We start from the raw sequence: 22,163 nt of genomic DNA, 5'->3' as shown, positions 1-22,163 counted from the left end.
GCCGGGTTTTGAGCTGGGCTCGGCTTCCGCACATTCGCTATTGCTTTCGCGCTGGTTGGGCTTGGATAACGGCTCTGGTCGAGATCATCCCATGCGTTTCTGAGTATTTGACCCAAATGACCGTGCTGATTTATGCCGAAGAGCAGTCGGAGACCGACCAGTTCAAGGTGCTCGCAAATGCAAGCTCCGCTGGAACTTGGTTCGAGTGAAACGATCCCAAGTTGCTTTTGAATATGAGGTTTCGGCGTAACCGAAGGCCTTGAGCGGAGGATTTATGCGCGGATCCGACGCCGCAGGCGTTGGAAGATGGCTAAATTTCTCATCGCTATTTTAGCCATGCTCGGCTGGTTATCGCTATTGGTCTGGCTCGTGAGAAACGGGATTTTCTAAATGCGAAGGTCTTGCCATCACGAGATAAGCCCCCAACAACATGCCAGGCGTCCACAATAAGATTAGTGACAGTATCACTGTTTGCAGAATGCTCATGATCGTCCCCACGTCATGACCCCCAAGCTGTGAGTTTGACGGAATTGGCTGAGTTGCCAAGCGAAAGCTGTTGTGCATCGCACCTTACGAGCACCTTTGTCGGCCCTATCGGATCTCCATAGCGATCGCCTTCGGGCGGTTTTTCGTTTTGGGCTCTTCTGGCACCGCCAGTCACCCGGTTGGTACGGTGCAGCGCTAAGGTTGGTCAACCTCGAATGCTTGGAGCGGCAGAGACGTCGGTGCGTCACCTAGTTTGCGTTTCCCAGACTCGCGCTTCGGTTGGATGCTTCCTTTGGCCCGGGGACCATTGATTCGACCTTGGGAAATGATGCCGCTGTCGGCGTGGCTGACATTTGGCTGATCTTTGCCGCGCTCGCCTATGTGGCGTGCTATTTGATCATCGAGGATGTTGTGCAATTCGTTAGATACGCCCTGTGCCGCCTAATCCCCCAGTCAATCCACTATTTCGCGCGGGCTTCATTGACTGAACTGTTCTGGCCTAAGCCGCGACCATTTTTATGTTGAAAGGCCGCCTCGGTGCGGCTTTTCCTTTGCTAGTATTTCATTGCGTAACGAGTCACGTCGTTTCCTTGACGAGGCATGAACGACCGAAATTGCTTGATAAGTTTTGGGACCTGCACCAGAGGATCATTGAGGTCCCTAATCGAAAGTTGAGAACAAAAAGCGCAAATTTCAAAACCAACTTGATGAGCTTGGTCGCATGTTCGGTGATCCTTCTACTGACGTCCAGCAACGTGGCCCTACCCCAAGTTTGAGCCGAAATGTCGAAACCCGAATAGCCAGCATCAGCCGCGCTGGCTACGGAACTGATTGCGGCCGGAAGAAACCTCGATGATTATCGGATCCGATGAGTTTGGTGCTAGCTGAGACCGGGCTGATGTCCATTGTGGGCACATTTCAGTTTCGAGCCGATCAGCCAGTAGCGTCCTTCGGTCATGGCGTGCACCTCACGGATGCCATAGCGCATTCGAATTTCACTCGCGATGTTACTGTTCCGGCTCGAGCGCGCCTGCCAAGGTGCAAGTCATGGCACTGTCCTGCAACACCAAGCTGATCTATCCGCAGCAGAACATTCTCGAGGACACCTACGAGCCGATGCTGCCGAAAGCCGGCCACAGCGCCCGTAACGGCGAGCTCGCCTGGCCGGCGCTGCTGCGCAAGCTCGATCGTACCGATCCGTCCTATCGAGACTGAAAATTTATCGTGGGGTACCGCCTCCGCACGATGTTTGGGCGACGCCTGCCTGTAATTTGATCGCACATGCCCTCGTCAAATAGCCGATGCTGATATCGGGCGGAGCGATAGGTGCGTCCGATGAAGACATTCATTCGCGTGGTTGAATTGTGGGTGCCCGACCGAACCCGCACCCGTCTGGAATTCGGTGGCTGTCTTTGCAGCGACGAGTATTCGGAGTTCAGGGCTGTTAGCGAGAACGCGCTGTTCGCCTATGACGAAGGGCTCCCCGGCAAGGCCTGGGCCTGCGGCCATCCGGTCATCCTCTCGAAATTCGCAAACTCCTATTTCAAGCGCACGGACGAGGCGCTCGAAGCCGGATTGACCTGCGGCGTGGCGCTGCCGGTCTTTGCCGGTGAGTTCCTGATGGCGGTGATGGTCCTGTTCTGCGGCGACGACGGAGAGCACGTCGGCGCCATCGAGCTCTGGAACAACGATCCCGAGAAGTCCCACGAAATGGGACTGGTCGACGGCTACTACGGCACCGCCGACATGTTCGAGTTCAATTCACGGCATACGAAATTCCCGCGAGGGTTCGGCCTGCCCGGCCGTGCCTGGAAGGCGGGCATGCCGCTCATCATCAAGGATCTGCATAATGCCAGGAGTTTCCTCCGTTGGGAGGAAGCGAGTGAAATCGGAATCAATTGTGGCGTCGGCATTCCCTACACGACCCCGCCCGATCAGACCTGGGTCATGACCTTTCTGTCCGCGCAGGCAACGCCGATCGCGAGACGCTTTGAGATCTGGGTGCCGGATCCGTCGCGAACGGAACTAGTGTTTCAGTCCGGCGATTGCAGCAAGAATGCCGATCTGGCCTCGCTCTATGCATCAAAGACGATACGCAAAGGCGAAGGCAGCATCGGCGGCGCCTGGGCGACGGGCATGCCCGCCATCAACGGACATCTGATGGTCGATGAATCAATCGCGGCGCAGCTGGCCCGCGCCGCCGGCATGAACCAGATCGTTGTGCTGCCAGTAATCGAAAACGCGCTACTCAAGGCCGTGCTCGCCTGGTATCTCTAAACGGCCGGCGCGGCATATCAGCCCGCCTTGCGGCCGTGACGACGATGCAGTTGCGAGGACAGAAGGCGTCGCCACTCGTTGAACTCCAGACTTGCCATATCGCGCGGTCTTCATTGTCGATGCGGCCCGCTCCTGGCGAGATGACCGCGACTGCACCAGCCGCAAAGATTGCCTCGCAATCGAATGCGTTAAGCACGCGGGCAATAGGGAAAGCTGGAGCGGATAGATATCAGAGAAGTCCTGCAGACCAATGACAGTAAAACGATCCGTCGTCTCGCAGATTTCAGCCTTTGTCCGGCTCCACTTCGGACCGAAGCCGATATCGTCGCGAAAGTTGAGCAGGGGCCATTCCGAATTCACGTCGCACGATTCGATATCGTGATCGTCCACTCCCCGTTTTGACCAAGGTAAATGCAACAAACAGGCCGAAAGAGCGACCTTTGCCGCTAACTCGCCGCCCCGGCCGTGCATTCGATGCGCGACGGCGCTTCTGTTTCCCGTTGCAGGGATGCGTCAAAAAATGGGCCAGACGTAGCCGAACTGATTATGAAACCGGCGGTTTAGGCAATGTCCTGAAGAACTCCCGTACCTCCCGCACGAACAGGTCCGGCTGCTCGAAAGCCGCGAAGTGACCGCCCTTCGGCATTTCGCTCCAGTGCTGGATGTTCGTATAGCTCGCTTCCATCCACTTTCGTACCGGCGTGACGATCTCCTTGGGAAAGGCGGCAACACCGGTCGGCACCGTCACCTTGTGAGGCGTCCGGCGCTTCGGCCCGAAACTCTCCCAGTACAAGCGAGCTGAGGAGGCGGCAGTCGCCGTCACCCAATAGAGCATGACGTTGTCGAGCAGTTCATCGTGGCCAAGGATGTTTTCGGGATGTCCGTCGCAATCGGTCCAGGCCAAGAATTTTTCCAGAATCCACGCAGCCTGCCCACTTGGCGAATCCGTCAAAGCGTAACCGAGTGTTTGCGGTCGGGTCGATTGCTGCTTGGAATATCCAGAATCCCAATCGGCGTAATACTGAATGCTCTTCAGCGCGCGCTCTTCCTCTGGCGTGGGCTGCCCCTCCACGTTGGGTCGCGCCGACATCGCGAGCGTGATATGAATGCCAGCGCAATGTTCGGCGTCCTGTGCACCGATCGCGGTGGTGATCGCCGAACCCCAATCGCCGCCCTGCGCACCGTATCGCCCATATCCAAGGCGATTCATCAGCACCGCCCAGCTCGATGCAATACGATCGACGCCCCACCCGGTTGTCTTCGGCTTCTCGGAGAAGCCAAAGCCCGGCAGTGACGGGCAAACGACGTGAAAGGCGTCAGCGGCGTTACCGCCATGCGCGGTCGGATCGGTCAAAGGCTCGATCACCTTGTGAAACTCGACCACCGAGCCCGGCCAACCATGCGTGATGAGCAACGGCATCGCTTCCGGGTGCGGCGAGCGAACGTGCAGGAAATGAATGTCGAGCCCGTCGATCTCGGTGGTGAACTGCGCAAAACGATTGAGCCGCGCCTCGCGTCCGCGCCAATCGTACTCCTCAGCCCAGTAGCTGCAAATGCCCTTGATCCATTTCAGCGGTGCGCCCTGGCTCCAGTCGTCGACCAGTTCGGCTTCCGGCCAGCGCGTGTTGCGCAGCCGCGACCTAAGATCGTCAAGGACGTCATCGCCGACCGAAATGCGATAAGGCTTTATTTCTGTACCCATGGGAGATTTCCAATGTCATAGCCGGAGCTGAGTGAAGTGACGTGGAGCAGGAGTCGGCTCGTTGCATTCAATGTCCGTCAGTCCACATTCGCACTTCACGCAAGACCGACTTCTCTGCGCACCACGAGCCGCCCGTTTTCCGTACGCCGGCCCTTCTGCATGTCCTGATCCTTGAGAGGCGCTGCTCGGGAGGAATTCGCCTATCTTCCCTAAGGGTGTCGTTGCCCACAACTGGCATCCTCGTCGTCCTCACCGGCGCGCGCGATCGTCTCCTCTACAGGGAGGATCTTCTCGATTTCCATGCCACTGAGTTCACCTGCAACGCCATGCTCGCCCGGAGCAAGGACACATCGACTGGCACTTCATCGAACCGGAAAGTTGATGCAAAACGGCTTCATCGAGCGATAGCCGGATGCGCGATGAACTACCCAACGAGAGCCTGTTCTTCGATCTTGAGGACGCTCACGCAAGATCGTTGACTGATCGCCGACAGCAATATTCGGCGGCCTCCCTCGTCGCCGAAATACGGTACCCCCGCGGCCCATGCCGCGCACCTCGCCACAACGGACATCGGCTACACAACCCGACCACCCCCGCCGATCGCTCGTTGCTCGACCCCCGGCGCTGGGGCGCAAAAACTCGGAGAACCAACAGGGTCGATTTAACGAGTTTGCAACGGCCGATTCAGATGCAGGAAGATCTTACCGCAGCCAAATGCGCAGATCAGCGCGAGCGGAAGCATCATCATCGGAAGCAGCCAAGGCGCCACGCTCCAAGAATCATTAATTAACGATCCAAACAGCCAGCACAGCGCGTAATCGATGAAAACAACGAGGGCGACTACAGCAAGGGACGGCAGAACAAGGCCGGTAATCATTGAAGCCCAGGAGGGAGCAGCTGCCGACCAATCAATTCCGTCGAATTGCTGAGATGCTTCAACGCCTTCAGAAATGCCCGCTGTACTAGGATCTTCAACCCGCCCTGCGCCTCGCAGACCTGCGGTCCGCGGGACTATCGTAATCATGTTAGCTCCCTACGAATTCAATAATGTTTGTAACGAATAGACGAACGACACAACTCTTTATCTGCTTATTCGCAAGTTTCAAAGGTGATATGGGCCCTTTCAATAACAGAAATCTGTATCGCATACGGGGCCATGCACTTAATCCGGTTCCAACGGGGAACTAGCTAATCAGACTCCGCCGTGCGATACCGCGTGCCTCCTGACCTACAATTATGGAAGCGGGACTTCGATGGATGCGACGTGCCAAGGGACCCTGACGAAACCAGATCTGGGGTGACGCAGAGAGCCTGGCGCGCGAACAAACTATTGGATTTCAGTATCGCTCTTGGTAGCTGTTTGCGCGATCGCTCTTGATCCCCTTGCTGAGTGAACCAGCCCATCTCGGTAAGAAATCGCTTTGCAGCGATGCCAGAATTGCTCGGCCGCTGCAGCCATCCGTGCGTGTAACTTAGCGAAAGCCGCGTTTAGAAGCGATGAGCAACAGTGGGACGACAGCCGCAACGCTGTCTCCGGTCAGTTCCTGAATTCCGTCGGGTTGAGAAACCTGAACCTTCCCGTAAGGGCAGAAGAACGAAAGTCGCAGGGAATTTGCGCTCTCGGCCAGCGCCACACTTAAAAGCCGTCGCTGGGTTGAGTCAGCGACGGCTCTTATGCATCTTTCTACTCTCGCGGGCACACGTCGCGAGCCCGCGATTGGGGTGATGATGGCACCAATTAATAACAGTAGATCGCTTCGACCACGACAAGGCTTGGCAGATGTTGCCCATTAGCCGACGTCTCAATCGCACTCTGAAGTGCCTGGCACGAGGCTGTGCTTAAGAGTTGCCCGTGGTCAAGACCTTCGCAAGACGCGGCCGAAAGAGATGAGATTGACGCCATGCCGCAAGGCAAGAGAATCTGGGAGACAGTTTCGGGTGACAGGGTCGAATTCTGTTGTGCCTGGCGGGTAGCCCCTGCTTGCTTTCCTTTGGCAAGCTCAGTTGGCCTGGGGCTGAGCCCGCACTTTGCAGATGCGCTGACGCGGCTAACTAAGTCTTTGTATTAAGGTTTTCACAATAACAGGTCTACCACTGCGGCGGCCCCTTCCGCCAACTATTTCTGTAAGCATTTGTATTTATTATGTTATCTATATCGCGTTCTGAAAGCCCCACATTGCATCCCCATTTAATTCGGGTCACCGTCAATCTCAAAAGCCCTTATAAAATGGGCATTTCTCACGGGATCAATGTGATCTGCTGCGGCAAGCGCCCATTTCGACCACCGCTCCAATTTCTCCGCCGAAATCGAAGTGGTTTCGTGAGCGAGAACAGCTCTCACGGCATCAACATAAGCGCGGATATCCATCGCTTGTCGCAACGCAACGGCTTCATCAAGCAGGCGATCGATCTTTGCCTGTTCAACTCGCTCTCGATATTCTTGCTCTTCGCGTTCGATTTGCAATTCGCGTTTGCGAGCATCCTCTTCCAGTGTTGCTTTGCGTCGTATGCGCCACTCAAATTTGTGGATACAGCTTTCGCGGCAAATGATCTCGGCGGAGGTTACGACCTCCGCAGCGATCTCCTGGAGAATTGCTCAAGCTTGCCCCTCCCCCGCCTTGCCAGGACGCCCGTTCCTCACGGTCGTATCCGGCAAGGATAGCGAAGCACAAGTGCTCCGAGACTGGCGCCCCCTGGGCGGCCTTACGCCGCCCCGCTGGCGGTCTATCGAGCGTCAGGGCCACTCGGGTCTGGTGGACGGCGACGCCGATCTCCCGCGCTTCTCGGCCTCTAACCTCGGGTTTGCCGCCGCATCTGCCTAGCGCCAAGAACAATGCATTGAGAAAACGGAGCCGGCGTTGCTCAAAAGGCCCCTCGAAGACCGGCATCTCCCAAGAGAAGGGGTGGGTTGAGTTGAGCTGCTTTTGCTGGCGCGTATCGTCCTCAGCGAGGAGGCGCTCGATGGAGGGATGCCGGGCAGTCAGCACCCTGGGAACACTGACCTTGCCGATGATTTTGCGGATCCGATCACGGACCAGTGCGATGTCTTCCGGGAACGAGGGTGGTTCAGGCAGCGGGCCCAGGATCTCCTCGTTGGTCAGTTGACCGTACCAGTGGCGGTTGCCACCACCGACCACGACCTCATCATCCATGCCAGGCGCCCGCGGTGGCAGTGCGATCTTGGTGGTGGTCTTGCCAGCTTGAAGCTTGGCCCAATAGCCTCTCGGGGGCACCGGGATCTCAAATCTGCGGCAGGTGTTTTTGAGGGCGACGTCGGAAATGCCGAATTGCGGCGCTAAGACAGTCAGAGGACCTGACCAGACGCGCTCGTAGAGCGCGAGCCGAGTCATTCGTTGAGGCATGCCAACCGCCATGAGTTTCTTATAGCGATGCGAGATATTCAAGTTGGACCCAAAGTCAGCGATTTGATGATCGCAACGGCTTAAGTCGAAAGTGCGGGAATATCGGCCTTTTGAAGCGCAACGGTTATTTTGAGCGCTCCCGCACCGACGATGAAGGCCCTAACTGTGAGAGCAGCGGATTGCGGTTTATCGAACCGCTTAAACGCACGCCGATCCGGGTATTTTCCAGCGATCCGAGTAACGGATTTCTACTCCGTGGGTTGCAGGTTCGAATCCTGCTGGGATCGCCACTCATGTTTTCGCTTTCTTACTTTTCAATGACTTATCTTCTTTTTTTGGCAAACTGGATTTCCGGTTTGCCAATTCCTGTTCTTGCAATGAGCCTTCCCGCCTCTGCCGCGAGGCGTTTCCGATCGGCCTCCTTGGTGTATCGCTCGGCTTCGCTCAGAGTGCGCCAGCCGAACCACGACATGAGCTGGTGCGCGGTCGCGCCGTGATCTGCCAGGCGTGTCGCCGCCGCCGATCTCAGACCATGCGCAGCACATAGCGGCAGACCAGCTTCATCGCAGCGATCGCGGAACCAGCTACCGAAGCCGGCAGCCGTGAACGGCTTACCCTGCTCGGTCACCAGGAACGTCAGATGCCGATCGCTTTGTGACTGCAAATCGAGTTCAGCGCTGAGAGAGGGTAGCACCGGAATATCGAACGCCACGCCCGTCTTCTGCCGGTTCATGGATAGCGTTCCAGCCTCGACGAACTGCCGACCCATCCGTACAACGTCGCAGCGCGCCTGCCCGGTCGACAGGATCAGTTCCAATGCAAGCCGTGCTTTCGTTCCTCGCGGATGGCGCTGCTTATATTTCTCAATATCAGCCGGCGTCCATCGTCTATGCGGCTTCGACTTCACCTTCGTCAGATTGATACCGGCCAGAGGGTCTGTCGCTATCATGTCCAGCGACAGGCAGTGGTCGAGAAGTCCGCGGAGAGCCTTCTTCCAGTTCTTGGTGGCGGCGGCGGACCGTTTATTCAAGATCGCCTGTAGCGCTGACTTGTGGAGCAGCGCTATTCGTTTGTCGCCGTGCTCGTTCCGAAACCGCTCAAGAATCGCCCGCCTAGACTTCCTGGTGCCCTCGGCAAGTCCCTCGACGAATGCCGTCGACTGATAATAGCTGATGGATCGCCGCATTGACGGTGCCAGCCTTGGTTCGGCTGGAGCCCAATGGCGCCGCCTGCCAATCGCCCTCCAGCGCCTTCTGGCGCGCCTCCATGAACTCCGGGGACCATGGCAGCCCGGGCAACGGCACGCGCTTGCGGCCCGGTACACGCAGATACAAACGCGGTGTGCCATCGTGATCGACGAATCCGTGAGTGTATTTAGGATATCGCTGTTTGACTTCGCCACCTCGTCCCACTCGTTAGCTGAGGTCGGCTCGCCTGCAGCTCCGGTGAACAGGACAATCTTGCCGGTTTTATCGATCTCGACGCGCTTGATCTTCAGCCCGGCGTTCACCGCGCCCTTGAGGGCCTTGGTGACGTCGCCTTGCTTGAAGGTCTGCGCGCCGCGGGACATCAGGCAGCCTTAGATTTTGCGGAGCGCACATCTGCCGGCCTCAATAAATTGGTAACGGCTGAAATCGTACGGTGTGAAAAGGTCTGTCTCCAATGCAGATCAGAATACTCTGCGCGCTTTCCACTGGGCTCGTACCACGCGTCGGCACGAGTGCCGTCGGCCATGGAAATCGAGATTCCAGCCCTAACGAAGGTTTGCCCCTCCACCGAGACATACGCGCGAGCCAAGTCACTGGCGTCGCGCTTCTTGAACGTGATCCTTTGCTGCCGCACAGCCTCGATAAAAGCAGTTAGCCCGTCGCGAAACGAATGATCGCTTCGGAGGCCTTCCATGCCCGGCAAGGTCATCAAATCAACCTCTCGTCTTTCCATTATCGCCTTCGCCATCTCCGCCGGGGTTTCGTCATTGATGAGGGCCCTCCAATCTGCACGACGCCTGTACCCAAGGCCCGAGAACCGCTCGACGATCGCGGCGGCCGACTCAATGCCGCTAGTTCCCGTTCCAGCGATTGCAATCAACAAATTCGCCGCGTCCTGCGCCGTCACCTTCGGCGCACTCTTCCCTCGCCCTCCCTTCGATCGCAGGCCGTTTTCGGCAGCTTCGCCTCTCGGCACATATCTCGGAACCAGTTGCCGAACCCAGCCGCCGTGAACGAATTGCCCTGCGCCGTGACCATGAACGTCAGAGGATTGCTCGCCGGCATGGCGTCCATCGCCGCTTGAAGTCGCGGCGTGATCTCGACGTTGAATGGCTCGCCGGTCTTTTGCCGGCCCATGGTCATTACGCCCTTGCGAATGTGCTGCCGTCCCATCCGGACGACGTCGCATCGCGACTGCCCGGCCTGGAGCAACAACTCGTAAGCCAAGCGCGCCCGCGTTCCGACGGCATGGTGCTTTTCGAATTGCTCGCACTCGGCCGACTCCCATGGGTGGTGACCGCGCGTTTTCAACTTGGTTAGCTTCACCTCGGCCAGAGGATCCTTCCTGATCATTTTGAGGCTGAGGCAGTGGTCGACCCAGCCGCGGAGCGCTTTCATCCAGTTGCGCTGCGCTGCCGGCGACTTGCTGTTGAAGATGTTCTGGAGCGCGGTGCTGTGCATCAGCGCGACGCGCTTGTCGCCATGATCTCCGCGAAAGCGCTCGAGAATCGCGCGCCGACTATACTGGGTGCTCTTGGCGAGACCATCCCTGAATGCGCTTGAGTGATAATAGCTGACGATCGATGCATTGACCGTGCCTGGAATGGTGCGCCCGGCGCCTAGCTCTATCGGCGCTCCCGCGCCCTTCGCCAGTTCATAGGCTTCCATAAAGGTCGGCGACCAAGGCAACACTCCTTCGTCGATCTTTAGCCGGACCTTCTTCTGGCTGGGACGACGATAGTAGAAAACAACCTTGCCGTGGCGATTGGTGTACTCGTGAACGTGCGGCGGGTTCTTGCGCTTCATTTCACGCCGTCCCACTCGTTGACGTCTTGAGCAGCGTTCTCAGCCCGCTGGGTGAAGTCTAGGACAATACGTCCATCTGCAGCTATTTCTGCGCGCTGCACCTTCAGGCCGGCTCTCTCCGCGCCCTTGGTGGCCTTGGTGACGTCACCTTGCTTGAAGGTCTGCGCCGCGAGACATTAGCCAGCCGCCCTATCCCGCTTCTCACCGTCCATCCTGGCCCGAATACTTCTGACGATCTCACTGTTTTGACTACCGCAATTTCGTTCGGCCTCACGCTTGATGAAGTCTTTCGCGTCGCGAGGAAGCCGCACTAGCTGGCGTTCAAACTCAATCTTAGAATCCATGTGACACTCTCCGCAAAACCGCGCTGGATGCTGAATGACACTCGCGCCGTATCAGATTTGAACAAACCCCCGGGGGGCCGCAAGCGGGACGGATGGGCAAATTGCCCTTTGTAACCGTCCCGCCACACCCGTGGTTTATCGTGGCCAAACGAAAAACCCGCCGACAACCGGCGGGCCCCCTCGCTCGTGCTGCGAGTCACCATCAGAGCACCACGTCATAGGTGTTGTCCGGCAAGCTCGGCCGCCGCGAACGCCAGCCATCGCCCGTCGTTACCCGTGAACAAAGCCCGGCGGTTATGGCCGGGCCGTTTTCCTCGTTGCAATCCCGACCGGATCAGGCGCGCTTATTGCCCCGACCCGAGCGATCGTCGCTGGCTTCTTCTCCGGCTCCGGTTGCGCGAGGAAGCCCGTCAAGCCGGCCGAAGAAGATCGCCACGATCTAGAGACAGGAACCGAACAGCGCTAGCCCTATTAGCTCGTGATGAGCGATCGGGTCTATTACGAGAGCAGCAACGGCGACATCTGGCTTTTGGTACGCCACCCGGTTTCCAACACGCCAGTGGTAAAGCATCAGCCGAATGCAAACTCAAGGGGGACAGACTTCGTACATCGAAATCGGCAAATTCCTGCGGGACGGTGCGAACGGTCCGGAGCACCAGGCGCTGCTCAACCTGATCGGAACGTTGATACGCGAATAAGGAGCACGCAAATGATGCGGGATCCTTGGACGGTAGCGGCCCTGTGCGCCTTCCTCGTGATTGGGTGGATTCTCATCGCGGAGCGTCCCCAAAAAAGCCCGGCACGGCTGCAAACGTCGCAATCCTTGAGTGCCGATCCTGATCTGCGGCTGGTTTCTGAGCGCAGCGAATACATGCGGACAGAACGCTGACAAGACGACCATGAAATCACTTCGGCCAGATGCGCGAATCCAAGCCGCCTTCCACACAATGCCTGTGGAACCCCTCAGTGTTCGTGCCCGTTACGCCTCTTCAAGTCCAAGGAGGACTCCCCATGATGAAAATCGCTTTAGTCGTGGCGGCAGGTGTGCTGACGACTACCCCGCTCGCCACTCCGGCCAAGGCCCAGGGCGTCAAGATGGCCCAAGTCGATATGCAGACCGGCCGGCACTTCGAAGACCGCGACGATAGGGACCGTCGGCGTTATGATTCCAACGCCACAGTTGGCGTCCGTCCAGGCGGTGTCACCATCGGCCCACGACAGCGCTGCCGGATGGAGACTACCACGATTGAACGGGACGACGGCCGCAGGATCACGCGCAGGGAGCGTCGCCGCTGCGACTAATGCAACGTCAGCAAAAGACTACTCTGCGTGAGATGCGCGAGTCCGGCCCTACCCGGCTCATCGTCTACTGCGGCGACTACAAGTGCGCGCATTCCATTGTGATCGACGCCGGCCGCTGGGGTAACGACCTTCGCTTGTCCGATCTGGAGCCAAAATTTACGTGTAAGATTTGCGGCCATCACGGCGCCGATATCAGGCCGCTGTTTGAGCCGGCGCGCATGGGCACGTGACGAAACGGCTCTGGCGCGGGGCTGGGGGGTTGCGCCAGAGCCGTCCCCTTCATGCGCGCCCATCCGAGAGCGCCTAATCTTCGTACCGGGACAAAATGGCAAAACCGTGCGAGGCCGCTCAAGCCAGCACTTCCGCGGGGAATTCCCGTTTAGTGGGAATTTCATTCCATTCGCAATCTTTTCACGAAATGCACCTTTAACGCACGATGGCGCCGATCGCGGGCCGGCGGCGACCGCCGAAAAATATAGGTGTAAACTGATCCGAGAGTGCCTTGAGGAATAATCACCGTGCTCACACAGGGGCCTGAGTGTCCTGCAGGCGAGGTCGTCGCCATCGTCTATAAAGACTCCTCCGGGGGACTGTATGTCGAACCGCTGCCACCGCAGTCGCTGGACTGCGTGAGGCCGGTGGGCGTGGTCGGCTGCCCGGTGGCGCGGGTCTGGTACGGTTGGGCCAACATCACGCCCCAGCAGCAAGCCGACGCAGAGTGGCGGTACGCCAGCCCCGACCTCGGCTTGAACCGGGTCCTCGTCGTGGGACACTTGGCGACGGTGACGGTGAGGGATCATCTGACCGGCCACGACCCCATCGAGCAAACTTGGTTCATGGTCAACAAGCTCTATCTGACCCCCTTCCGGGGACGTGTCTACGAGCGCCACTCAACGCAGTTCTTCTACACCACGGGAACCATGAGAAACGCCCAGGTCCTCGCGATCAGCAGCGGCGAGCATTTGCCCCGCGCCGCGCGCATCACCTGGACCGGCCTGGCCACGTACGGGGGCAGCAGCGGCCCCAGAAGCGTCGAAGACATGTTCGTGACGGGGGAGGCCGACTTCACGCGCTCTCCCCTGCCCATCAAGGCAGATGAGTATTTCGTCCGGCAGACGCGCCCAAAACCGCCACCGCCGGCAAATGTGTAAAGTCGGGCGGGTGCAAGACTGCAGGACCAGCATGACCACGACCACGACCGGCGTAGTCATGGCCTAAGGATGACCGCTGCGGCCTTCTATCCAGCCAGCACAGATCATAGTGGTGGCCGGCGAGCGCTTCGCGCTGATGGAGAACTTGCGAGCCGCGGGCTGGGCCGCCGAGTTATACTACTCTCGCGGACTTGGCTCACGCAGGCGGGTTACCGGACTCACTACTGGCTCCGCATCGGGCAGGCGGGTTAGGCGCCAATTGAACTGGTACTCGGCCTCATAGCCCCTGCAACCCTTCACCGGTTTATCGGGAGTGGGGATGCAGGGACCGAGCGTTACGCTCTCTTGTTTGACTTGACCCACCTGCAGTGCGGTCAGTTCCTCCATCGAATATACCCACCTTGTGCCGGCCGATCAGATCATCCCAGCCCTCGATTGGTCCGGGTTCCTGACCCGGCCCGAACCCAGGGTCATACACGCAACCAATAAAGCATTCGGGCAAGTCGTCCCTCTCGCGGAACACAATCGTGAAGGAAAACGGACCGGGAGCGCCGTCTCGGGAGCAGCTCCATCGATCGCTTCCGCCGTTAAGGGGAAAGGCTGGCCCACTCACGCCCGCGATTGGAACGATGCAGCTCTGATCGAGCGGAATGCTCGCCCGCGTCAACATCTTCGAATACTTGGGTGCGGGTTGAGACACCAAGCACGGGGACGTGGATGGTCACGTAGACTTCGTCGGAACCAAACCGATCAATCCCGGTCTCGTGAAGAGCGCGGAAGCTGACGGCTTCAAGCTTGAGGCGCGCCAACGAGCCCGGTGTCACGTTCCCCGGCTGTACTTCAGGAGCTGGCTGCGCTTGGTCGCCAGCGCCAACAATAGTGAGCAAAAGGCAGGCGCCGACTGTACCGGCGATGAACGTCTTCATATTCATCTCCACGTTTGCGGGCGTTCTGCGCTTTTGCCGCGCTGCGGCGGCGAGAGTGCCCAGATCTGCGATGTTCGAAATATCGCATGAACCATCTCAGGCGGCGGTGACCTTGATCACAGTTCGCCGGCATGATTTTCAATGGCGTTGGCGCGCAACGCCAGCCACGATCGCCCTGCTGAAAGCGCAATGGCCGCAGATCCCTCTGGTGGGCGTAGGTAGCGAGCGCTGATCTGATCCGTGAAGTGCGGCCTGCCACGCCCATGACGTGCGAGCCTGGAGCGGCGCGCTACAACGAACCGAGTGGCCAGAGAGCGTCCAGCCCCGCGGGCCACTTCGTTGCGGCGCCCGGACTCCTAGGCACTCCGGGCGCCGCTCGGCCGCGCCGGCCCGAGATTGAAACCGTCGACCTAGAAAGCCAAGCCCACTTGATTTAGATCAAGGGTCCGTTTGGCTCCTCGCCCTGCGCCAGCTTCTCATTGATGCTGCGCCGGACGATGCCTGGGTCTGCGGCCTCCGCGTCTCGGATGAGCCGAGCTTCGTGGAGTCTTTGTGCGTGAGGCCGATGTCGGCAGTTGTGGCCGGTCGAACATCGTTCTGCTTGGGAACGATGTCTGTTCGAACCGATGCCTTGGCGATTTCTCCCCGCTCCTGCGCCGCGTCGTACTGTCGGCGAGCCAATGTTTGGCGCCGGCCTCGATCTCCAGCGCGGCTTGAAGGGTTCCCTGTACTGTATTGTTTCCGGGCTCACTGGCCTAATTTGATTTTAGTAGTGGCTAATTTGATCTGTCGGGAACCGGACAAAAGGTCTAAGGTTCGCCATCACCGCGCGGTCAGTTTGGTATTTATCGGTGACAGAGAGACGCTACAGTGCTCCCGCCAGTCGGAGTGCAGCGTATGATCAGCGCGAATCCTGTTCAGATTCAAGAAGTGCCCACCATTCGGTGCGGCCGGTGCGGAATTCAGCCAAAGCTCCTTCATAAATACTTGATCCCCGCAACGGCTACACGCTTCGCATGTACAAGTGCGACTGCGGCGAGCAAGCGTGGACCACCAGCCGAGAGTAAGGCCGCCCTCAGGCGATAAAACCGAGCGCCTGAAGGCAGAGGCCCGCCAGCGTGAACCGGCGGGCCTGCTCGTTCATTTCCTGCGAGCAGTAGAAGACCAGGCAGGCACTTCCGCCGTCCTGGTGGACGTAGTGCGGCTCGACTTCGTTGCCTTGAACGCTGCATTTCGCACCGGCGTAGTAGTCGGACCAGGCTCGCATTAGCTGGGCCTTATGGTGCTCCATTCTGGCCTTGGCATCAGCAAGCGTCACGATGGGGATCGGCATTGTGACGCCGGCGGCAGTGAAGCCGAGAGCCCGGATCAGGAAGTTGCGGCGCGGCGTGATGAGTTGATGCTCGCTCATGCCGACGCTCCTTCGGGCCAGAGTTGCGGTAGCGCCTCGGCGATGTTCTCGAGCAAGCCGACCCGCCAGTCATCCGGCCACTTCTCGCCGTAGGATACGGCGTGATCGATCAACGTCAGCAAGCCCTTTGGTGGGGAGCGCTTCGAGAAGCGCCCATGCGGCAGCGGTCTCGGCATTCCAGGCTAGGCCAACCTCTCGTTCTCCTTCGATCCATCTAGGATCGTCAGTCTCGACTATTTCCTCGTTGCTTATGTCGGAGCGACGCCTTTCCGCCGGTAGCTCATCTTCGAGCCTGCCATAGCGATCGACCCACGAAACCAATTTGGCACTGGTTGCTTTGTGCGTCTCAATGGCTTCCAGGATTGGATCAGGGGCTTGCCCGGCGACAGCGGCCGATCCAGGCTGCGAGGGAGCCGTCGCGAGGGCGGCGCCTACAACGGTCACCGCTGCGGCTTGGGAAAGGAATCGGCGCCGGGAGGTATCGACGCAGTAGGTGGCGGTCGGCTCGGCGATGTTGTTTAAGGACGTGCTTAGGGGTGGCGTGCTATGCACGCGGCTAGCTTCGGCCATGGGTCGCTCCTTGGCTTGGGTCAGGGCCGAGCGAGTGAAGCTGCGACTTCACCTCGGCCCGTTTTTGTGTTAACTCTAATTCATGAAAAAGTCAATTCGTGTTATCACAAAAAAGAAGCGCGGCCGGCCGGTGACAACCGGCAAAGGCACATTGATTGGTGTCCGCTTGTTAGACGCGCCGCTAGGGAATCTTGATAGGTGGATCACCCGTCAGAATGAGCCCAATCTAACGCGCCCAGAAGCCATCCGCCGGCTGCTCGAGCTGGGGCTGAAGGCGAAGAAATAGAATGCCCAAACTCAGCATCGCGTGCACCTACTCTTTTGTGAGCGGCTGCCTTCTGGCGCTAGTGATTGCTGCATTGTGGTCGTGCCAAGCAAACGCCCAGCCCAATTACTCAAGCGGCAACTACTTGCTGAAGCACTGCAAGAACTCGATCACGACAAATAATCCTGGTGTTTGGGACGGCTTCTGCGGCGGAATAATCGGGACGCTACTGCACATCGGCGAAAGCCTGCCCATCTGAGGCCCGCTTTTGTTTGCCAAAGGGTGCCACCCGCGATCAGGCGATGATGATCGCTGTCAAATATATGGAAAGCCACCCCGAAGAGCTCCACGAGGACTTTAGATATCTATCGATCATTGCATTGAGACAAGCGTGGCCCTGCAAAAAATAGCTTGCTAGGACGCCGTGAAATTACGCCCCTCGGGAGAGGCTTTTTGCGGGCTCCTCTTTGCTGTAGCTCAGGTCCGAATTGCTAAGGCCACGGACATGCTGCTCCTGATTTGCAGAAAAGTCTGGGGGCGCCTCGGCGCGCCTAGTCGTGGCCGGCTCCGAAGCCGTTCACGCCCACATCCCATCCGCTTCCGAAAGCCTATCGAGCCTCGACCCGCCGGTACCGTCACGGAATGCCGGGGCATCCAATGAGATCCGGCGATTTTCTTCCTCGTAGAGGACACCGCCTCGTTTACCGCCGAAAATACCACGTCCGCGCGTCCCGCCACCCTGCCTGTGAGCGTCGGCGCTCGCAGATTTGAGGCCTTGATAATGGCCGGTTTGGGAATGGTGATAATTGTGGACGGTGAGCGCAACAGCTTCCGGCGCTCCAGGCTGAGTGCAGCCAAGTTGTTGACCTCCGAGTCGTTTTCGCAAAGCTGTTTGAACGCGTAAAATTTGCACAGCCGATTTGGTGCACCCCACGTCGTAAATGAGTGCGGCGCTTTGCCGTGTCGAAGCAGGTCCTTTAATTCTCGATTGTTGATGGCGGCAACGGCTGGATAGGTTTTCTGCCCGAGGCCACATTGCAAGCTTTGCAATAGCGAAATAGCCGACCCTTCATATGGGCGTACCTCGGGCCTGTCTTTTGCTTTGAAAGAACCAAAGACCGCGTACGGGTGCCCGTTGCGGCAGTGAGTTTCTCCCGATCGACTGGCGCCCAGTCCCTTCAATTTTTCGGAGGCCTTGCGATTTTCCGTCGCCAATCTTTCGGCCCCCGCACCCCATTCAGGGTACAGCGAACAGTGCTTCCGAAATTTACTGGCCGAGGCGATCGGCGGGCCCAGACGTCCGCCGCCGCAGATGCGCCTCAACGTTCGGCCGTCGCGGAGCGCCGCCATGAAGTCATTGGCCTGGTCGGGAGTCATGCGTTCCGGAAACTGATTAGCAGCTATCTGGGGTGCATTCAGTTCGTCAAGGCAAGCGCCGGTATTCAAGCAATCGTTCTGGTGCGGGCAAACGGTGCAGATTTTCATAGTCAGCTCCACCACGCGCGTGATTGCGCCGACAGATGCAGAACCTGAGTCGCGGCGGGTCAAAGGCTCAAGCGCGGCGATCCACCGGTTGTTGCGGTGCTCCCCTTGCCCTCGTCCTCCGGTTGCGGTTGGATATGCCCGGGCATGAGGGCAGAATGCGTATTTTAGCAATTGTAGCGCTCGCCGCCACGGTAGGCGGCTGCGCGATCCAGCGAGCACAGATCGCTCAGGACGCGCGCGCGCAGATGGTTGGGATGTCCAGAGAGCAGGTTCTGACTTGTATGGGTCCTCCCGCGAACAAGGCGGCTGAGGGGCAAACGGAAGTTTGGTCTTACAATTCCGGCGATGGCACGACTGTTACAAGCGGCTCAGTCTCATACGGAAATTTCTCCGGAGTTTCATCCCGGCGATTTTGCCAGATCAACGTCGTTATGTCCGGCGGCGCCGTCTGGTCCGTCAACTACCAAGGGCCAACAGGCGGCTTAATTACCGCGGGCGAGCAATGCGCCTACGCCGTTGATGCCTGTGTCAAACCGAGATAGCGACAGATTCATGCGCGGCGGCAGACGAGTATCGCTGGTTCTAGTCCCGCTCACTTGCCTTGTTCGCGCTGTGCAGCCACCCCGCGTTGCCCGCGTGCGGCGACAATGGTGGTCCAGGCTATCGCAACAAGGCTGGCAAATGCGTGGGCTGGGAAGCGCTGACGCGACAATGCGGCTCCCCACCGTCGACACATTGCACGCCTGAACGCGTCGCCGACGGGGCCGGAGATGCTGCGGTGAAGGGCGCGGTGATCCATCGCTAATGGAGCGGTCGCACGAAATGAAGAAGCACCCCTCAGCGGAATCTGTGCGGCCATGAGAATGATTGGCGCCTTTGAGCGCCGCCGCTCGATTTATTAGAGGGTTCAAGTAACCGGGAGCTCACCTATGAGGTTTTTAGTTTTTTGTCTGGCCAACATTGGCCTCGTAGTCTTGTTCGGAATTCCCACAAGGAATCATCCACCTCACCTGTTCAGCCAGCCATAAGTGCCGAGAATGCAACAGATCCGGTTGAATATGTCCGTGCGGTGATCGCTCAACCTCGCGCCGACGTGAAGGGCGAAGTTATCGGCGATGCACTCAAGGTGCAGTTCTCAATGGACCCGTGGGCGCTGACCAAAGGCTGGACGAAGACTATCTTTCAAAAGCACGTAAAGGATATCGTTCCGGGGCTCTTCACCAAATTTCCTAATATCAAAGAAGTGTCGTTCACCGGCATGGGTACCTTTAAGGATATCAAGGGGAATGAGTCAGTCGAGAAGTCGATGATAGTTAAATTTTCGCGGCAGAACGCGAGCACCGTGAACTGGAAAAACATCGATACCGAGAATGTGATGCGCGTGGCGGACTTTCGGTGGCACCATCCTGCGTATGATCGAGACTGATCCATAGGCGTATGGCCCCGAGGCAGATTTGGCTTCCCGCGAGATGGGCGCGCACCCTTCGGTGTCCCCGAGCGGGGAACGAAAGAGGTCAGCGCCGCCTGTCTTCATCCCTCCAATCCAGACTGTCCTCGCCCTTGCCCTTGCCCTCGCCCCCCGGTTGCGGTTGGATAAGAGAGGGGTATTCGCCGGCGGCAACGTAAGCACGGTCAATTACCAGGGGCCGACAGGCGGATTGATCACTGCTGGCGAGCAATGTGCTTATGCGATCGAGGTTTGTTTAAAGCGCGGGTAATCGTCAGCGAAGGGTGATGGGTGAAGTACGATGGCACGCGCACCTTTGCGGCATAGGCGCTTTCGTCTTTGCCTATTGCTGATCGCACATCTTCTTGAGAATCTCGATCCCCACACAATCACAACCCTGCTCGCCGCTGCTGCCGGCATTGCGCTTTTTGGTAGTGGAAACTTGGGAAACGATAGCTCCCGCGACCCCCTGACTACTATCCTCGCCCCTCTCTGTTTGCGCTCGCCCTGCCCGTTGAACTCGCTGTGTCTTGTGGGGATAGGGTGAACAGACGGCGGGATTTCGGCCGCCCGTGTAGATTGCAGCGTTCGATTCGCTGGAACCCGCACCATGTTGAAGTTTCACCCCGAACCGGGGACAATACTAATCTGCGACTATTCGACCGGGTTCCGCATCCCAGAGATGGTGAAAAAGCGCCCAGTTGTAACTATATCCCCCAGGTTGAAGCGCCGTGATGGGCTGATAACGGTGGTTCCGCTAAGCACCACGGAGCCTAAACCCGTCTGTGACCACCATTGCAAAATTACCTTGGTCGAGGCCCTGCCGGAGCCATTTGATTCCGCGGAAATGGGAGTCAAGGCGGACATGCTTGCGACCGTGGGATTTCAGCGGCTGAACCTAATTCGCACTGGCCGTGACCAAGAAGGAAAGCGTAAGTATCTGACAAAAAAGCTGGAACCGGCCGGTTTAAGAACCATTTACCGATGTGTGCTACATTCCCTTGGAATAGGCCACGTGACTTGGCCTGAGAACTGACCATTTCATACGGCGTTCCTGCGCTGCCCTTCGCGGCATCAGGTTTCAAGACCTCGCGAGAGGCAACCGCGTAAACCGAGCGATGCCAAGCTCACCTACGCGGTTCTGAAATAAAAAGCCCCGTCTGTGAAAGCAGGCGGGGCTTGGCATTTGCGCCCGCAGCGGCACCATGTGACCTTGCCCTTCACCGCTCCTCTTCCGGATGCGCCCACTTGTACGACGTGATCTTGCGCGTCTCGCTCAGCTTGACCATGCGCACCGGTGGCGCCGAGCGGCCCTTCCGGCATGATCGACATTTCAGGGAGGCCTCCAGCTTCCATATCGGCGTGTCGCGCGGCCGGCGGATGGCATCGAGCGGCAGGCTTGCCCGGGTCTTGCAGCGGTTGCATTCGCCTCCGCCAACAACCGCAGGGTCGCCGGTCACGAACATCCGCAACACCTCGTGCCCGCAGTGGCGCAGCCGCTTACGCGAAGAGGTCAGCGGGGTCGAGGACGCCGATCGGGATCCGTCTGGCTTGTTGTCGGAGGCCCGCCGCCACCGGCGGCTCCGCCGCCGTCGCCGCCCGGCGGCATCGTGGCTCCCGTGGTGCCAGTCTGACCCACCCCTGTTCCCATTGCTGAGCCGGTGCCCCTCCCCGTTCCCGAGGTCGCCCCGCCAGTAGCTGTGCTGCCACCAGCACCAGCGCCGGGTCCACCGCCCGCACTAGCACCAGCTCCACCGGCCGTACCCGCACCAGCTCCACCACCCGTACCGCCGCCAGCTCCACCGGCCGTACCGCCGCCAGCTCCACCGGCCGTACCCGCACCAGCCCCGCCGGCCGCGCCTGCACCCCCAGCTCCGCCGCCCCCGGCACCGCCTCCGCCGGCACCGCCGCCCCCGGCACCTTGGGCGACAGCCAACGTTGAGCCGAGCGCAAAGAACAATGCTACCGCGATTGCTGATGCTTTCATGATGATCTCCTTATAGCTGTGGAAGCTCCATAGCTGTGGAAGCTCCGGAAATTTTCAGTCGCTGCTTTCGTTCCTATTTTTGCTGCGGCCAAATGCGGAGCGGCTCCTTCGCGCAATAGGAACCTTTCCTGGCGCGGAGCTTAGGCAACAGCAATGATCGCGTGGCGCGACGCAGTGAGGAAGACATGACATCGAAGTCAAAGAACCCTCTACGGCCCGAAGACTTTACCTTGGATGTCGAAGGTCAGAAGATAAAGACACAGGACGGTACTCCCATCGCAGATGCGGAGAGTCCTGCCGTCGCGGTCGAAATCGCCGACCGCATTAACGAGGACGAGGCCAGACGCGAAAAAGACAAGTGGTCAGCGTGAGGTATGAAGGCGGCGAGCATTGAGTTTGGCCGGCACGCGACTGCGTGTCTCATTCGTAACCAG

General features: G+C 58.8%; 24 protein-coding genes and 1 pseudogene. 12 read left to right on the top strand and 13 right to left on the bottom strand.

Going from position 1 to position 22,163, the window contains the following annotated elements:
• The first annotated feature begins 1,533 nt into the window (after nt 1–1,533).
• Together RX328_RS18165 and RX328_RS18160 are read left to right on the top strand one after the other, a co-directional pair.
• A complete protein-coding gene (locus tag RX328_RS18165; RefSeq protein WP_213255801.1) occupies nt 1,534–1,701 on the top strand; it encodes a hypothetical protein in 168 nt (55 codons plus the stop codon).
• A 120-nt stretch (nt 1,702–1,821) separates the two neighbouring features.
• Entirely contained in the window at nt 1,822–2,763 is a 942-nt protein-coding gene (locus RX328_RS18160; protein WP_213255803.1) for a GAF domain-containing protein, read from the top strand.
• 544 nt (nt 2,764–3,307) lie between these two features.
• On the opposite strand, the gene RX328_RS18155 is transcribed toward RX328_RS18160, so the two are convergent.
• The 8 genes from RX328_RS18155 to RX328_RS43740 all read right to left on the bottom strand — a co-directional run bounded on the left by RX328_RS18155 (nt 3,308) and on the right by RX328_RS43740 (nt 11,185).
• Nucleotides 3,308–4,465 carry an epoxide hydrolase family protein gene (locus RX328_RS18155; RefSeq protein ID WP_213255805.1) on the bottom strand — a complete coding sequence of 386 codons (1,158 nt, stop codon included), beginning with the start codon at nt 4,463–4,465 and terminating at the stop codon, nt 3,308–3,310.
• 661 nt (nt 4,466–5,126) lie between these two features.
• Entirely contained in the window at nt 5,127–5,489 is a 363-nt protein-coding gene (locus RX328_RS18150) for a hypothetical protein (RefSeq protein WP_213255807.1), read from the bottom strand.
• 1,164 nt (nt 5,490–6,653) lie between these two features.
• A complete protein-coding gene (locus RX328_RS18145; RefSeq protein ID WP_213255809.1) occupies nt 6,654–6,929 on the bottom strand; it encodes a hypothetical protein in 276 nt (91 codons plus the stop codon).
• A gap of 52 nt (nt 6,930–6,981) precedes the next feature.
• Nucleotides 6,982–7,839 carry a hypothetical protein gene (locus tag RX328_RS18140; protein ID WP_317258773.1) on the bottom strand — a complete coding sequence of 286 codons (858 nt, stop codon included), beginning with the start codon at nt 7,837–7,839 and terminating at the stop codon, nt 6,982–6,984.
• A gap of 310 nt (nt 7,840–8,149) precedes the next feature.
• Complete coding sequence (locus tag RX328_RS18135) at nt 8,150–9,337, bottom strand: tyrosine-type recombinase/integrase (RefSeq protein WP_317258772.1); 1,188 nt, start codon at nt 9,335–9,337, stop codon at nt 8,150–8,152.
• A 59-nt stretch (nt 9,338–9,396) separates the two neighbouring features.
• On the bottom strand, nt 9,397–9,942 hold the full coding sequence (locus tag RX328_RS18130; protein WP_213255815.1) for a hypothetical protein: 546 nt from the start codon (nt 9,940–9,942) through the stop codon (nt 9,397–9,399).
• Nucleotides 9,939–10,841: a hypothetical protein gene (locus RX328_RS18125; protein ID WP_213255817.1), complete on the bottom strand. Its 903-nt coding sequence runs from the start codon at nt 10,839–10,841 to the stop codon at nt 9,939–9,941. The genes RX328_RS18130 and RX328_RS18125 overlap by 4 nt, the downstream gene beginning before the upstream one ends.
• A gap of 176 nt (nt 10,842–11,017) precedes the next feature.
• Complete coding sequence (locus tag RX328_RS43740) at nt 11,018–11,185, bottom strand: Arc family DNA-binding protein (RefSeq protein ID WP_213255819.1); 168 nt, start codon at nt 11,183–11,185, stop codon at nt 11,018–11,020.
• A 709-nt stretch (nt 11,186–11,894) separates the two neighbouring features.
• Between RX328_RS43740 and RX328_RS18120 the strand changes: the two genes are divergently transcribed.
• The 4 genes from RX328_RS18120 (at nt 11,895) to RX328_RS18105 (ending at nt 13,638) form a co-directional block, all read left to right on the top strand.
• Complete coding sequence (locus tag RX328_RS18120; protein ID WP_213255821.1) at nt 11,895–12,074, top strand: hypothetical protein; 180 nt, start codon at nt 11,895–11,897, stop codon at nt 12,072–12,074.
• Between the two features lie 122 nt (nt 12,075–12,196).
• Nucleotides 12,197–12,487 carry a hypothetical protein gene (locus tag RX328_RS18115; RefSeq protein WP_213255823.1) on the top strand — a complete coding sequence of 97 codons (291 nt, stop codon included), beginning with the start codon at nt 12,197–12,199 and terminating at the stop codon, nt 12,485–12,487.
• Complete coding sequence (locus RX328_RS18110) at nt 12,487–12,717, top strand: hypothetical protein (protein ID WP_213255825.1); 231 nt, start codon at nt 12,487–12,489, stop codon at nt 12,715–12,717. The genes RX328_RS18115 and RX328_RS18110 overlap by 1 nt, the downstream gene beginning before the upstream one ends.
• A 288-nt stretch (nt 12,718–13,005) precedes the next feature.
• Nucleotides 13,006–13,638 (top strand): hypothetical protein, encoded by a 633-nt coding sequence (locus RX328_RS18105; protein ID WP_213255827.1) that lies wholly within the window; start codon nt 13,006–13,008, stop codon nt 13,636–13,638.
• A gap of 587 nt (nt 13,639–14,225) precedes the next feature.
• On the opposite strand, the gene RX328_RS18100 is transcribed toward RX328_RS18105, so the two are convergent.
• The 3 genes from RX328_RS18100 to RX328_RS18090 form a co-directional block, all read right to left on the bottom strand.
• Nucleotides 14,226–14,564, bottom strand: coding sequence for a hypothetical protein (locus tag RX328_RS18100; RefSeq protein ID WP_213255828.1), 339 nt, complete (start codon nt 14,562–14,564; stop codon nt 14,226–14,228).
• Nucleotides 14,565–15,639: 1,075 nt separating this feature from the next.
• Complete coding sequence (locus RX328_RS18095) at nt 15,640–15,975, bottom strand: hypothetical protein (protein ID WP_213255830.1); 336 nt, start codon at nt 15,973–15,975, stop codon at nt 15,640–15,642.
• A 69-nt stretch (nt 15,976–16,044) separates the two neighbouring features.
• On the bottom strand, nt 16,045–16,545 hold the full coding sequence (locus RX328_RS18090) for a hypothetical protein (RefSeq protein WP_213255837.1): 501 nt from the start codon (nt 16,543–16,545) through the stop codon (nt 16,045–16,047).
• An 82-nt stretch (nt 16,546–16,627) separates the two neighbouring features.
• Between RX328_RS18090 and RX328_RS18085 the strand changes: the two genes are divergently transcribed.
• Genes RX328_RS18085 through RX328_RS43735 form a run of 3 tightly spaced genes read left to right on the top strand, consistent with a single transcriptional unit; the run spans nt 16,628 to nt 17,220 of the window.
• Nucleotides 16,628–16,831 (top strand): hypothetical protein, encoded by a 204-nt coding sequence (locus RX328_RS18085; RefSeq protein WP_213255839.1) that lies wholly within the window; start codon nt 16,628–16,630, stop codon nt 16,829–16,831.
• 1 nt (nt 16,832) lies between these two features.
• Nucleotides 16,833–17,069, top strand: a complete 237-nt coding sequence (locus tag RX328_RS18080) for a hypothetical protein (protein ID WP_213255841.1) — start codon at nt 16,833–16,835, stop codon at nt 17,067–17,069.
• Between the two features lie 43 nt (nt 17,070–17,112).
• Nucleotides 17,113–17,220 (top strand): hypothetical protein, encoded by a 108-nt coding sequence (locus RX328_RS43735; RefSeq protein ID WP_410734065.1) that lies wholly within the window; start codon nt 17,113–17,115, stop codon nt 17,218–17,220.
• Between the two features lie 67 nt (nt 17,221–17,287).
• Here the strand turns inward: RX328_RS43735 and RX328_RS18075 are convergent, their stop codons facing one another.
• The gene (locus RX328_RS18075; RefSeq protein WP_213255843.1) at nt 17,288–18,295 is read right to left on the bottom strand and encodes a hypothetical protein; all 1,008 of its coding nucleotides are present in this window, start codon (nt 18,293–18,295) and stop codon (nt 17,288–17,290) included.
• A gap of 946 nt (nt 18,296–19,241) precedes the next feature.
• On the opposite strand from RX328_RS18075, the gene RX328_RS18070 reads away from it, so the two are divergent.
• Complete coding sequence (locus RX328_RS18070; protein ID WP_213255846.1) at nt 19,242–19,721, top strand: hypothetical protein; 480 nt, start codon at nt 19,242–19,244, stop codon at nt 19,719–19,721.
• 631 nt (nt 19,722–20,352) lie between these two features.
• Nucleotides 20,353–20,778: a type II toxin-antitoxin system PemK/MazF family toxin gene (locus RX328_RS43730; protein ID WP_213255853.1), complete on the top strand. Its 426-nt coding sequence runs from the start codon at nt 20,353–20,355 to the stop codon at nt 20,776–20,778.
• 184 nt (nt 20,779–20,962) lie between these two features.
• On the opposite strand, the pseudogene RX328_RS18065 reads toward RX328_RS43730, so the two are convergent.
• Nucleotides 20,963–21,169 (bottom strand): annotated as a pseudogene (locus RX328_RS18065) (hypothetical protein); the annotation flags it as partial.
• 745 nt (nt 21,170–21,914) lie between these two features.
• Between RX328_RS18065 and RX328_RS18060 the strand changes: the two are divergent.
• Nucleotides 21,915–22,100, top strand: a complete 186-nt coding sequence (locus RX328_RS18060) for a hypothetical protein (RefSeq protein ID WP_317258771.1) — start codon at nt 21,915–21,917, stop codon at nt 22,098–22,100.
• Nucleotides 22,101–22,163 lie beyond the last annotated feature (63 nt).

This window comes from Bradyrhizobium sp. sBnM-33 (assembly GCF_032917945.1).
In the GTDB taxonomy this organism is placed as follows: Bacteria; Pseudomonadota; Alphaproteobacteria; order Rhizobiales; family Xanthobacteraceae; genus Bradyrhizobium.
This window is presented reverse-complemented; position numbering and strand designations above follow the sequence as displayed.

Coding starts and splice junctions, on each gene's coding strand:
- RX328_RS18165 (WP_213255801.1), top strand. CDS start 1,534: ATGGCACTGTCCTGCAACACCAAGCTGATCTATCCGCAGCAGAACATT.
- RX328_RS18160 (WP_213255803.1), top strand. CDS start 1,822: ATGAAGACATTCATTCGCGTGGTTGAATTGTGGGTGCCCGACCGAACC.
- RX328_RS18155 (WP_213255805.1), bottom strand. CDS start 4,465: ATGGGTACAGAAATAAAGCCTTATCGCATTTCGGTCGGCGATGACGTC.
- RX328_RS18150 (WP_213255807.1), bottom strand. CDS start 5,489: ATGATTACGATAGTCCCGCGGACCGCAGGTCTGCGAGGCGCAGGGCGG.
- RX328_RS18140 (WP_317258773.1), bottom strand. CDS start 7,839: ATGGCGGTTGGCATGCCTCAACGAATGACTCGGCTCGCGCTCTACGAG.
- RX328_RS18125 (WP_213255817.1), bottom strand. CDS start 10,841: ATGAAGCGCAAGAACCCGCCGCACGTTCACGAGTACACCAATCGCCAC.
- RX328_RS43740 (WP_213255819.1), bottom strand. CDS start 11,185: ATGGATTCTAAGATTGAGTTTGAACGCCAGCTAGTGCGGCTTCCTCGC.
- RX328_RS18120 (WP_213255821.1), top strand. CDS start 11,895: ATGATGCGGGATCCTTGGACGGTAGCGGCCCTGTGCGCCTTCCTCGTG.
- RX328_RS18115 (WP_213255823.1), top strand. CDS start 12,197: ATGATGAAAATCGCTTTAGTCGTGGCGGCAGGTGTGCTGACGACTACC.
- RX328_RS18110 (WP_213255825.1), top strand. CDS start 12,487: ATGCAACGTCAGCAAAAGACTACTCTGCGTGAGATGCGCGAGTCCGGC.
- RX328_RS18100 (WP_213255828.1), bottom strand. CDS start 14,564: ATGAAGACGTTCATCGCCGGTACAGTCGGCGCCTGCCTTTTGCTCACT.
- RX328_RS18095 (WP_213255830.1), bottom strand. CDS start 15,975: ATGAGCGAGCATCAACTCATCACGCCGCGCCGCAACTTCCTGATCCGG.
- RX328_RS18090 (WP_213255837.1), bottom strand. CDS start 16,545: ATGGCCGAAGCTAGCCGCGTGCATAGCACGCCACCCCTAAGCACGTCC.
- RX328_RS18085 (WP_213255839.1), top strand. CDS start 16,628: ATGAAAAAGTCAATTCGTGTTATCACAAAAAAGAAGCGCGGCCGGCCG.
- RX328_RS18080 (WP_213255841.1), top strand. CDS start 16,833: ATGCCCAAACTCAGCATCGCGTGCACCTACTCTTTTGTGAGCGGCTGC.
- RX328_RS43735 (WP_410734065.1), top strand. CDS start 17,113: ATGATGATCGCTGTCAAATATATGGAAAGCCACCCCGAAGAGCTCCAC.
- RX328_RS18075 (WP_213255843.1), bottom strand. CDS start 18,295: ATGAAAATCTGCACCGTTTGCCCGCACCAGAACGATTGCTTGAATACC.
- RX328_RS43730 (WP_213255853.1), top strand. CDS start 20,353: ATGTTGAAGTTTCACCCCGAACCGGGGACAATACTAATCTGCGACTAT.
- RX328_RS18060 (WP_317258771.1), top strand. CDS start 21,915: ATGACATCGAAGTCAAAGAACCCTCTACGGCCCGAAGACTTTACCTTG.